The sequence below is a fragment of the Burkholderia sp. HI2761 genome, assembly GCF_002223355.1.
Lineage (GTDB): Bacteria > Pseudomonadota > Gammaproteobacteria > Burkholderiales > Burkholderiaceae > Burkholderia.
Map to the genome: position 1 here is coordinate 185,157 of NZ_NKFN01000007.1, position 12,202 is coordinate 197,358.

Consider the following 12,202-nt stretch of genomic DNA (forward strand, 5'->3'; position numbering starts at 1 on the left):
GCAGGCGGCGCCGTCGACCGCCCGGCGCCGCCTGCGTCGTCCGCCTCATGCGGCGGGCGCATTCCCGTTACCGCGCTTAGCGCCCGATACCCAGCCCCGGCAGCACGCCCGTGTTCTCGGCCACCACCGCGTGCAGCAGGCGCGGATCGGCGCCGAGCAGCGCGAGGATCGTCGGCGCGACCTGCTTCGTGCCGACGAGATCGTTCACCGTGCGCGCGCGATGAAGGCCCGGGTACGACACGAGCAGGCCGAGGTGGCTGTCGTCCGGTGCGTTGCCGCCGTGCTCCTCGTCCTTCTTCGTGCTCGACGTGTAGATCACGCCCGGATTCGGCTGGACGACGATGTCCGGCGTGCGGCCGTTGGCCGGATCGCCGAAGCGGTCGGCGAGCGCCGCGCCATACAGCACGTACGCCTGCGGGCCGTCCGCGCAGATCCCCGGCGCGTTGCAGCCGAGATTCGCCTTCAGCGTCTGCACGACGGCCGTGCGCTGGCTGCGGTCGCGCAGCCAGATCAGCCCGACGTCGTCGGTCTGCACGAAGCCCGTGCCGACCAGGCCCGAACCGTCGTTCAGGTTGCCCGTCGCCGTGTTGTTCTGGCCGAAGTTGCCGTTCGGATCGATGTAGTTGTTCGCTTCGAGCAGCTTCGTCAGCGTGTCGCCGTTCTTCACGAGCTTCGTGTGATCGGTCGGCGACTGGCCGTGCTTCGACGTGACGATCACGGCCGTCGACGAATACAGGTTGGCCTGCTTCAGCGCCGCGACGACACGGCCGATCGAGTTGTCGACATACGTGATCGCATTCGCGACCTGCCCGTTCGGCGTGAAGTCGGCGTCGAGATAGCCGCCGCCCTTCGCGACCGGCGCCTTCTGCGCAACGCTCAGCGTCTGGAAGTTCGCACCGAACAGCGTCGGCACCGGCGCATTCTTCGTACCGGTCGAATCGCGGCCGCCGATCTGGTTGATCAGCGCCTGCACGTGGAGGTTGTCGAAGCGCGCGGTGTGCGAATAGACGTCGGTGTAGGCCGTGTTCGTCGCCGGGTCGATCGAATTGATCTCGGTGCGCATCAGGTCGTCGACGCCCGTGCCCGACGGGCCGTTCAGCCAGTCGTAGCCCCACGCGTGCTTGTCGGCCCACGCGGTGTGCGCATTCGGCACGCCGGCCTTCACGGCCTCGAACACCGTGTTGGTCTTCACGTAGTTGTGCGGGTACACCGGCACGCACTGTCCGTTGACCTTCGCATGCGGAATCGCCTGCGGATTGAACGCGCCGCCGCCGTCGAGGTGCACGAGCGCGCCGCCGTTCTGCGCGTCGATGCCGGTCGTCTCGTCGAACACGACGTTCCAGCCCTGCTTGCCCGAGCATGTCGAGTCGCTCGGCGCGTACAGGTTACGGTCGTACGACACGTCGTAGAACAGGCCGGCCGTCTTCGGCGAGCCGCCCGTCACCAGTGCGGCGAGGCCCGGAAACGAATCCGACAGCCCCGGCGTGTATGCATTCGCGTACGTCACGCCGCTCTTCGCGAGCACGGCGATGTTCGGGCACGTATTCGCGCCGATGCAGCGCGCGAGATCCTGCTCGTGCAGGCCGTCGATGCTGAGCAGCAGCACGTGCTTCACGACGCGGCTCGCCCGGCCGTTGCCTTCGCCCTGATCGTTACCGTCCTGTTGCGCCGCATGCACGCCTGCGCTGGCGAACGCCAGCGCGCCCGCCACCATCGCCGCCATCTTCCGCTGTTTACCGAAAAACGAAATCATCACCCCACCTCACCGATTGATGTTGAACTCCGTGACCTGCCATCAGGCGCGCAAAATATCGCCGGATCGTGGGGCGGACGGATGAAGCCAGGCTTTCTGTTCTCTGTCAAACGTAACCAAACGCAAGCGACATGAAGCGGTCGCCATGCGATGCGCGCCGTGCGCCGGCCGTGCGGCCGGATTTTTTTTTCGGGTTGGCCGGCGACTATTGGCGTGTGATAAAGGGTTTTCCCTGACCCGGAGCACGAGTATGTCGACCCTGGAAGCTCTCCGGTTCGTGCTGGACGATGCACGTACCCCTGAAATCATTCGCCATCACGTCGTCGACGCGCTGCAGTACGCGTTGCGCAACTACGGACAGGTGTTTACCGCGAAGGAAGTCGAATGGCTGGCGCAGTGGGACGACGCGCGTCTGCCGCTGGCCGCGAGGAAGGAGCTGGACAAGCGCGAACCGGCGATCGCCGGGCGCTGAAAAAACCGCCGCGCCCGGCGGGTGCGGGCGCGGCGGCGGATGGCGATGACGCTTACTGCAGCCCGAAGTCGACGCGGGTCGTCGCGCCCTTGTCCGAGATGCCCTTCGCGTCGAGCTTCGGCGCGACGACGAACATGCGGCTCGAATCGATCTTGCCGTCGAGATACTGGCGCACCGCCTGCGCGCGCTGCTGCGCGAGCGCACGCAGTGCGTTGTCGTCGGCCGGCGCGTGATCGGCGAGCGCCTGCTTCATGTCCGCATCGGGCAGCGTCTTCTGCAGGCCGACGAGGTTGCGCGGCTTCTTGAAGTCGGCGGCCTTGTACGCGCGCGTCAGGTACTTCGAGTATTCGGCCCTGTCGACCTTCACCGACATCGGATCGACGCTCTCGCCCTGGCCGACCACGTCCTTCAGCTTCTGCTGGCGCACCAGCCGCTCGACGTATGCGTCGCGCAGCCCCGGCGTGTCCTGCGCCGGATCGACGCGGCCGATCAGGTCGAGGCGGATCGACGGCTTCTCGGTCAGCATCTTCACGACGGTGTCGAGCTTCTTCTGCTGCGCGTCGGTCAACGCGTAGGAACCCGGTGCGAACTCGACGTAGCCGAGATCCTCGCCGCCGCTGCCGCCGAACGCATTCGCGAGCAGCGTGAACGGCGACGTGACGGCCTTCGCGATCAGATTCAACACCGCGTGCCAGATCAGCCCGCCGACGCTGAACTCCGGATTCGACAGCGAGCCCGACACCGGCAGGTTCACGTCGATCTGGCCGCGCGTGTTCTTCAGCAGCGAGATCGCGAGCTTCACCGGCAGCTTCGTCGCCGTGTCGTTCTCGACACGATCGCCGAACGTGAGCTGGTCGATGAAGATGTGGTTGTTCGCCGACAGCTGATCGTTCGCGAGCTGGTAGTGCAGATCGACGTTGAGCTTGCCCTTCGTGATCGGGTAGCCCGCGTACTTCGCCGAATACGGCGTCAGGTTGGTCAGCTCGATGTCGTGCGCGGTCGCCGTGAGGTCGAGCGCCGGTTTCTCGATCAGCGGGTTCACCGAGCCCTTGATCGAGATCGGCCCGTTGCCCGCGAGGTTCGCTGCGACGTCGACCGGCGCGGACGTCGTCGAATCCGTGCCGAACGCGCCGACCGTGCCCTTGATCGCGACGAGATTCGCCGTGTAGTTCGGCTTGATGAAGTTGTCCGTGTACGTGACGCGGCCGTTCTGCAGCAGCAGTTCGCCGAAGTGCATGCGCACCGGGTTCTGCGGCTGCGGCGCGGCCTTCACGACCACCGTCGCCGACGCGGCGGCCGGCACGGACGCCTGCTGCGCGGCGGCGGCCGACGCGGCCAGCGCGGCGGCCGGCGGCGTCACGCCCGGCGACAGCGGCACCGGCTCGCCCTTGCTCGCGTCGCGCGTGAGCGACTGCGCGGGGCCCGACTCCTTCGCGACCACGTCCTTCAGGTTCAACCGCCCCTGCGCGTCGAGCAGCACGCGACCGTAGAAGTTCGAGAACGTCACGCGCGCGGCGTCGACGTCGGTGCCCTTCTCGTCGTAGTTCGCCTTCAGGTTCGACAGCGCGAGCGAGCGCCAGCCGGCGAACGGGTCGGAGGTCGCCTTGTCGAGCATCCGCACGTCGACCAGCGCGACGTCGCCGCGATAGGTCGCGCGCGGCCTGTCCTTCACCTGCGCGAAGGTCAGGTTGCCTTGCGCGTTGAGCAGCGCGCTCGCGATCGTCGCGTTCAGCGCGCTGCCGAAGTACGGCTCGAACGCGGCCGCGTCGAGGCGGTTGCCGTTGATCTTCAGGCCGAGCTTCAGCGGCTGCGCGGTCACGTCGCCCGACACGTTCAGCGAGCCCTTGCGGTTCAGCGTCGCCTTCAGTTGCACGGGCAGCGGCTTCGTCAGGTCGTCGCTCACCTTCTGCACCGACAGTTCCAGCGGCTTGATCGCCAGCTTCACCGGGCGCGGCGTCGACAGGTCGGTGAAGTTCGCGGACGCGTCCTTCACGTTCAGCGCGTCGATCCGGTAGCGCCACGTCGGCGCGACGGCCTGGGCCTTGCGCGCGACCGTACGCTGCGGCACCGCCGCCTGCGCGGGTTCGGCCAGCGCCGCGAGGTCGATCTTGCCGTCCTTCAGGCGCTTCACGTCGAGCGCGAGCCCGCTCGCGTCGACGCTCACGATCTCCGCGGTGCGCGCGGCGACGTCGACCTTCGCGATCTTCGCGCTCGCGTCGGGCAGCACGATCGCGGGCGCCTTGTCGTTCGGCGCGGCGATCTTCAGCGACTTCAGGCTGACCGTGCTGTCCGCGACTTCCGCGGCGAGCGGCGTCTTGCCCCAGTCGGTCTTCGCGTTGACGGTCGCGCCGAGCGTGCCGTCGAGCACGCGCGCGCGCGTCGCCTCGCCCAGGTACGGCTGCAGTGCCGGGAGCGCGAGCGCGGCGACCATCAGCTTCGTGTCGGCCTGCTTCGCGGCAAGATTGAATGCGCCTTCGGCCCTCACGTCGCCGCCGCGCGACAACGATGTCGACAGCGTGTATTTCGCGGGCGTCTTGCCCTGCAGCGAGAAGCCGTCGAGCGTCGCGGCGAGCTTCGTCAGCGACATCGCGGTCGGCGGCGCCGGCACGCGGTCGTCGACGTTGATCGTGCCGCCGTCGATCGCGAAATGACGAATCGTCAGGTCGAGCGGCGGCGCTTCCTTCGCGGCGGCGCTGCCTTCGGCCTTCGCGGCGCTGGCGCCGCTGGCCGCGGCGACGGCGGCTCCGGACGCACCGGAAACGGCGACGGCCGATGCGGCCGATGTGGTCGACTTGCCGGCTTCGGCCTTCGGCGCGGCGGCCGGCTGCGCGACGAGCTTCTCGACGTTCAGCACACCCTGCTTGTCGCGCGACAGGTCGACCACCGGCTGGTCGATCCGGATCTCGTCGAAGTGCATCGCGTTGCGCAGCGGCTCGAGGCCGGCCGCCGCGACGTGCACGCCGCGCGCGGCGAATAGCGGCGCCGACGCGCGGTCGGTCACCTTCGCGTCGTTCAGGTCGACGGTGCCCGACACGCGCAGCGCCGGCGTCTCGCCGCTCATCACGAAATTGACCGTCAGGTTGCTGCTCAGCAGGCCGCTCGTCACGGCCACCGGCAGCTTCGCCGGCACGTACGAGATCAGCTTCGGCACGTCGAGGCGGTCGAACTTCAGCGCGATCTCCGATTCGCGCGACTGCGCGAACGGCTTGGTCTTGCCGTCGATCGAGATCGGGCTGCCGTCGAAACGCGCGCGCAGCTTCGGCTCGACGAAGATGTCGGTCTTCGAGGCCAGCGTCGCGATGTACGGAATGCCGAGCGTCCAGTTGTCGACGACGTGCTTTTCGTTCAGCAGGCGATCGTCGAAATCGATCCGGCCATCGTTCACCTGGATGTTCGACACCGAGAACTGCGTCGGCTTGCTGTCGGGCTTCGGCGTCGGCGACGAGAACTTCTCGATCAAATCGGTGAAGTTGAAGCGCTGCGCGTCGTAGCGGACGATATGAAAGCGCGGCGCGTCGAGCCGGATTTCATTGACGATCGGCGCGCCGCGAAACAGCGACGACCACGACGGCCTCACGACGAGCTTGCCGATGTCGATGAAGTCGCCCTGGCCGCCGCGCTCGCCGAGGTGGATGCCGTCGGCTTCGAGGTTCAGCGTGTACGGGTTCAGTGCGATGCGCTGGATCGTGGCCGGACGGTCGAGCTGCTTGCTCAACTGCTGTTCGGCGACATGGCGGATCAGCGGCGGCGCCGCGAAGAAGCCGAGCAGTCCGAATGAAACGATGAAGATCAGCAGGCCGATGCCGATACGCCGGGTCCGGCGCGAGCGTGCAACGCCACCGAGGGCATGGAGGGTCGAAGGTACGGTTTCTTTGTCTGCGCTTGCCATGCTTGAATATCTCGGGAATGGATGACGGGCCGCACCGGAGAACCGGGCGGCCGCGCACGCTATCCCGAAAGTATAGGCTCAGGAGGTGACGGTACGGAGGTCGGGCGCCGCCGCCGCGCCCGCCGGTCGGACAACGGCGGCGCTCAACCGTTCATTTCCGGACGACGGCGGGCGGCGTCCACGATCCGTCGCTCGCCTGCGGCTTCGGCGCGTACAGGCGCAACGCGAGCGCGAAATCGGTACGCGGCGCCGGCAGCCAGTTGGCCGCATGCGTGCCGCCCGGCGACGCCGACACGACGATGTCGATCGAGCCGTCGCGGTTGCGGCGCAGCCGGTCGCGATCGCCGAGCGAGCGGCGCGCCGACCCGACGTCGGGCAGCGCGCCGTTGGTCGTGTACGGCGTGAGCGTCCAGAACGCGCGCACCGGCGGCAGTGCGCCCGGCGCGAAATGCAGCACGTAGCGGTTCGCGCCGTTCAGCGAATGGCCGTCGCTGTCGACGCGGGTGATCGCGAGCGTCTCGTCGTCGCGCGTCGCGGTGCCGAACTGCGTGTAGGCCGCGTACGCACGCAGCGCGTAGTCCTGGCCGTACTTGCCGGCCGTGTCGCCGATCCAGTTCCAGCCGTTCGCGCTCAGCAGGTTCGACGGCGGCGTCGCGAGCCGCGCGCGCGCCTCGGCGACGCCGGCCGTCGCGGCCGTGAGACGGTCGCCCGTCCACAGCACCGGGTAGCCGGCCGTCACGCCGATGTCGCCGAGCGACTCTTGCGCGTGCGCGTCGTCGGCCGGCGCCGGATTGTCCTGCAGCGCCTGCGCGAAACGCGTGAAGAACGCCTTCGGGTCGAGCGCGGCCACCTGCTCGGCCGGCGTGCCGCCGCCCACCGCTTCGGACGGCGCGCTGCCCGCATGGACCGCGACCGACGCGCCGCGCTCGGCGCCCGTGTAGACCGACAGCGGCACCACGCGGATCGCACGCTGCAGTTTCTTCACGTTCGTCAGGTCGCGCCCGCCGCTCGTCTGCAGCCGCACTTCGAGCCACGCATTGGCGGACGGCACGTCGACGCGCAGCACGCCCTTCGGCAGCGTGCCCTGCCAGTCCTTCGCGGCGAAGGCAATCGTTTGCGATCGCCCGGCGCCACGGGCGCCGCGGGTCGCGACGCTCGACGACGACCACAGTACGTTCGTCCACATGTCGAGCGCGCGCGCGTCCCAGTAGCGGCCGCGCGTGTCGGGCAGCGTGACGATCACGGGTTCGGCGGCGACGTCGAGCCAGCCGGTCGAGTCGAGCGTGTCGACGCCCGGCAGCGGCGGATTGACCGCGCCGACGGGCGGCAGCGCCGCCGCGTGGCGCAGCGTGTTGAGCGGGGCCTGCCCCGGTTGTGCGCCGTCGCCGCCCGTCGCCGCTTCCTTCGCGACGTCCATCAGCACGAGCGGATACGCATAGATATAGGAGTCGGCGACTTCCGCACGCATCCAGCCGGTTTTCCGCTGGATCGCGTCCGGTTGCGACGCGCATCCTGCAAGCAACGCCGCAATGGCCAGCGACGCGCACGCGCGTCGCAGAGAAACTGATTCTCGCTGGTTTTCAATCATCGATTACTGGCCGAATATCGTTCTTTTCAGTCAACGCCCTGTTCGTCTCGTGAACGGCGAAAAAGGCACCCCAGCGTGCCCGGATGACCGTTTCGCTACAGTTCGTAACGGTGGGCGCTGATGTCAGGCCGGTATCATAGCGCCTAAGGGCATCCCCCAATATGCCGAATAAAGGGTAAAACGCTAGCCAACCCGTCAAAAAATCTGAAATATTTCACGGGATTCGGCAAAAAACCGAAACAGACCAGGAAAGCATCGGCCCTCGCTCGCCTCGCGAGCGCCAGGCTCCGCGCCTGAGCGCGTACGCGCACGCCCGGCACGCTCGCCCGGCTGTCCGTCTGGAAGGCGGGCGCTCACTTTTCCATGTTGTGACAACCTGTGTGCATCGACATGCGTCGCATCGTCGCCGGCGCTTGACCTTACCATCATGGGAATGTTGATACTGGAACCATTCGCGGCACGAACCGCGCCTTTGGGGAATCCGACATGACTGAACCACTTGCCTCCGCGGCGCTGCAAACGATCGAACTGAGCGTCGACGGCATGCATTGCGGCGGCTGCACGGGCCGCGTGCAGCGCGCGCTGGCCGCCGTGCCGGGCGTCGTCGATGCGGCGGTCGATCTCGATACGCATGCGGCAACCGTCACCGCGCAGGAGACGGTCGAGCCCGATCGGCTCGTCGACGCCGTCCGCGAGGCCGGCTACCGCGCAGCGGTGCGCGAAGCGGCGGTCGAAGCCGTCGCGGCCGCGCCTTCGGCGAACGCGCCACGCGCGGCAACATCGCCTGCGCCGGCTGCCGCCGCGACGATCGAACTCGATATCGACGGGATGACATGTGCGTCGTGCGTGTCGCGCGTGGAGAAGGCGCTCGCGAAGGTGCCCGGCGTCACACGCGCATCGGTCAACCTCGCGACCGAACGCGCGACGGTCGATACGTCGGCCGGCGTTTCCGCCGCGCAATTGGCGGATGCCGTGAAGCAAGCCGGCTATGGTGCGACGCCGACGGTGTCGGACACCGCCGTACCGGCCGTCACCACCGCCCCGCCCGCCAGCATCAAACTCGACATCGACGGCATGACCTGCGCGTCCTGCGTGTCGCGCGTCGAGAAGGCGCTTGCCAAGGTGCCGGGTGTCACGCGCGCATCGGTCAACCTCGCGACCGAGCGCGCGACGATCGACGCGTCAGCCGACGTCTCCGCCGCGCAGCTTGCCGAAGCGGTGAAACAGGCCGGCTACGACGCGACACCGGCTGCCATCGCCACGCCTGCCGTCACGTCCGCTGCCGCCGACATCGAACTCGACATCGGCGGCATGACCTGCGCGTCCTGCGCCGGCCGCGTCGAGAAAGCGCTGGCCGCCGTGCCGGGCGTCGCGCGCGCGACGGTCAATCTCGCGACCGAGCGTGCATCGGTGCACGGCGCCGGCGCACTCGACGCCGCCACGCTGATTGCGGCAGTCACCTCGGCCGGCTACCCTGCGTCGCTTCCCGCCGGCGAAACGACCGGCACCGGCCTACAACCGGCCAGCCCCGCGCAGGACCCCGACGCACGCAAGCGCCGCGAAGCGATTCGCGAACGCAACCTCGTGATCGGGGCCGCCGTGCTGAGCGCGCCGCTCGTCGCGCCGATGCTCGCCGCGCCGTTCGGCATCGACTGGATGCTGCCCGGCTGGCTCCAGCTCGTGCTCGCGTCGATCGTGCAGTTCGGCTTCGGCGCGCGCTTCTACCGCGCGGCCTGGCATGCGGTAAAGGCGCGCACCGGCAACATGGATCTGCTCGTCGCGCTCGGCACGTCGGCCGCGTACGGGCTGAGCCTGTGGATGCTGCTGCGCGATCCCGCGCATCCCGGCCATCTGTATTTCGAAGCGTCGGCCGTCATCGTCACGCTCGTGCGCTTCGGCAAGTGGCTCGAATCGCGCGCGAAGCGCCAGACCACCGAGGCGATCCGCGCGCTGAACGCGCTGCGCCCCGACCGCGCGCGCGTCGTCGAGCACGGCGTCGAACGCGACGTGCCGCTGGCGCAGGTGCGCGTCGGCACGCACGTCAGCATCCGGCCGGGCGAGCGCGTGCCCGTCGACGGCCAGATCGTGACGGGCCGCTCGCACATCGACGAATCGTTGATCACCGGCGAAAGCCTGCCCGTGCCGAAGGACGACGGCGACGCCGTCACGGCCGGCTCGATCAACGGCGAAGGCGCGCTCGTCGTCGAAACCACCGCGATCGGCGCGGAAACAACGCTCGCGCGCATCATCCGCCTCGTCGAATCCGCGCAGGCCGAGAAGGCGCCGATCCAGCGGCTTGTCGATCGCGTGAGCGAGGTGTTCGTGCCGGCGATCCTCGGCATCGCCGTGCTGACGCTGGTCGGCTGGCTGATCGCCGGCGCCGGGACGGAAACCGCGATCCTCAACGCGGTCGCGGTGCTCGTGATCGCGTGCCCGTGCGCGCTCGGCCTCGCGACGCCCGCCGCGATCATGGCCGGCACCGGCGTCGCGGCCCGGCACGGCGTGTTGATCAAGGACGCGCAGGCGCTCGAGCTCGCGCAGCGCACGACCGTGATCGCGTTCGACAAGACCGGCACGCTGACCGAAGGCAAACCGTCCGTGACGGCGTTCGACGCCGTCGGCGTGCCGCGCGACGAAGCGCTCGCGCTCGCGGCGGCCGTGCAGCGCCAGAGCGACCATCCGCTCGCGCGTGCGGTGGTCGCCGCGCATGACGCGGACCTGGCCGCACATGGCGCCGCCGCCGAGTCGGTCGTCGCGATCGATGCGCGGGCGGTGCCCGGGCGCGGCGTGGAAGCGCATGTGGGCGGGCAGCGGCTCGCACTCGGCAGCACGCGCTGGCGCGACGAACTCGGCATCGCGGTACCGCCGGCGCTCGACGCCCGTGCGGCGGAACTCGAGAGCGCCGGCAACACGATCTCGTGGCTGATGCGTGCCGATGCGCCGCGCGCGGTGCTCGCGCTGATCGCATTCGGCGACACCGTGAAGCCGGGCGCCCGCGACGCGATCGCGGCGTTGTCGGCGCGCGGCGTCGCGAGCGCACTCGTGACGGGCGACAATCGCGGCAGCGCGGCGGCCGTCGCGGCGGCGCTCGGCATCGGCGAAGTGCACGCGGAGGTCCTGCCCGACGACAAGGCACGCGTCGTCGCCGAGCTGAAGCGCACGCACGGCGGGATCGTCGCGATGGTCGGCGACGGGATCAACGACGCGCCCGCGCTCGCCGCGGCGGACGTCGGCATCGCGATGGCGACCGGCACGGACGTCGCGATGCACACAGCCGGCATCACGCTGATGCGCGGCGACCCGGCGCTCGTCGCCGACGCGATCGACATCTCCAGACGCACGTACCGCAAGATCCAGCAGAACCTGTTCTGGGCGTTCGTGTACAACCTGGTCGGCGTGCCGCTCGCGGCGTTCGGGTTGCTGAACCCGGTGATCGCGGGCGCGGCGATGGCGTTTTCCAGCGTCAGCGTCGTGACCAACGCGTTGCTGCTGCGGAGATGGAAAGGCCGCGCGCGGTGATGCGGCAGGCGATGAATGCCGGATGATCGAACCGGCCGTCCGGCGCTCGACGCTCGATCAACAGGAAGGATCGGTAGGCGTGCCGACGTCGGTCGGCTACCCGGCATGCCGCACCGGCAGCACGTCTGCCACGCATCGCGGGCCGGCGGATTCAGTCCGACACGATCGGTTTGATCAACGTCGTGGTGATCGGCGCGAAGCCGCACGCGCGATACAGCGCACGCGCCGCCGCGTTGTGGTTGAACACCGACAACCCGATCTCGGTGACACCGTACCGGCGCGCCTCGGCGTCGAGCGCATCGAGCGCGCGCGTGGCCCAGCCCTGGCGACGCCGGGACGGGACGATGTCGAGGTCGTAGATGAACAGTGTGCGGTTCGGCCCTTCGGGGACGATCGCGTACCAGAGGTCGCCCACCGGGTCGCCGCTGGCGCCGTCGATGAGCGTGACGAGGGTCTGGCCGGCACTCAGCAGGCCGTCCGGCAGCAGCGTGTCGAAACAGGCGCGCGCACGATCGGCGGCGGCTTCGACGGCATTTTGTCCGGAGGAAACGAGATCGCGCGCGTAGCCGTCGATGGCTCGCGTGCGGTACGCGTGGAATTCGCCGGCCGTCATCGGCCGCATCTGCAGCATGGCCCGGTCGCCGTGAACGGAATCGGACTTCCAGTGTAGCGGGACTGTCGCACCGGCGCGCGATGCGGCGGTGGAAAAACGGGCAGGCAGGTGCGGCGGACGCCGCGCCGAATCAGCGAATCAGCGAATCAGCGAATCAGCGAATCAGCGAATCAGCGACGATACAGAACGATCGGCACGAGGTGGGCACGGCGCACGCGCTCGGCTTCGGCGTGACGTGCGGCGTACGAGTATTCGGCGTCGAGCGGCAGGTGCGGGGACACGAACAGGTCGTCGATTTTTTGCAGCAGGGCGAAGATGAAGCTCATGTGAGACTCCTGACAGATAAGACTAGGGTTTTCCCTTAAACT

The 12,202-nt window shown here is 68.8% G+C and carries 7 protein-coding genes; 2 read left to right on the top strand and 5 right to left on the bottom strand.

The features are described from left to right. Positions 1–76 precede the first annotated feature (76 nt). Positions 77–1,753, bottom strand: coding sequence for an alkaline phosphatase family protein (locus CFB46_RS18385; RefSeq protein WP_089500758.1), 1,677 nt, complete (start codon positions 1,751–1,753; stop codon positions 77–79). 250 nt (positions 1,754–2,003) lie between these two features. Here CFB46_RS18385 and CFB46_RS18390 point away from each other — a divergent pair, with 250 nt between their 5' ends. Then, complete coding sequence (locus CFB46_RS18390) at positions 2,004–2,225, top strand: hypothetical protein (RefSeq protein WP_006480344.1); 222 nt, start codon at positions 2,004–2,006, stop codon at positions 2,223–2,225. Between the two features lie 52 nt (positions 2,226–2,277). Here the strand turns inward: CFB46_RS18390 and CFB46_RS18395 are convergent, their stop codons facing one another. After that, on the bottom strand, positions 2,278–6,114 hold the full coding sequence (locus CFB46_RS18395; protein ID WP_089500760.1) for a DUF748 domain-containing protein: 3,837 nt from the start codon (positions 6,112–6,114) through the stop codon (positions 2,278–2,280). A 151-nt stretch (positions 6,115–6,265) separates the two neighbouring features. Continuing rightward, the gene (locus CFB46_RS18400; RefSeq protein ID WP_089500761.1) at positions 6,266–7,702 is read right to left on the bottom strand and encodes a DUF1254 domain-containing protein; all 1,437 of its coding nucleotides are present in this window, start codon (positions 7,700–7,702) and stop codon (positions 6,266–6,268) included. 486 nt (positions 7,703–8,188) lie between these two features. Between CFB46_RS18400 and CFB46_RS18405 the strand changes: the two genes are divergently transcribed. Continuing rightward, on the top strand, positions 8,189–11,221 hold the full coding sequence (locus CFB46_RS18405; RefSeq protein WP_089500762.1) for a heavy metal translocating P-type ATPase: 3,033 nt from the start codon (positions 8,189–8,191) through the stop codon (positions 11,219–11,221). 151 nt (positions 11,222–11,372) lie between these two features. On the opposite strand, the gene CFB46_RS18410 is transcribed toward CFB46_RS18405, so the two are convergent. Together CFB46_RS18410 and CFB46_RS35955 are read right to left on the bottom strand one after the other, a co-directional pair. Then, positions 11,373–11,852 carry a GNAT family N-acetyltransferase gene (locus CFB46_RS18410; RefSeq protein WP_089500763.1) on the bottom strand — a complete coding sequence of 160 codons (480 nt, stop codon included), beginning with the start codon at positions 11,850–11,852 and terminating at the stop codon, positions 11,373–11,375. 152 nt (positions 11,853–12,004) lie between these two features. Then, the gene (locus tag CFB46_RS35955; protein ID WP_162838117.1) at positions 12,005–12,160 is read right to left on the bottom strand and encodes a hypothetical protein; all 156 of its coding nucleotides are present in this window, start codon (positions 12,158–12,160) and stop codon (positions 12,005–12,007) included. Positions 12,161–12,202 lie beyond the last annotated feature (42 nt).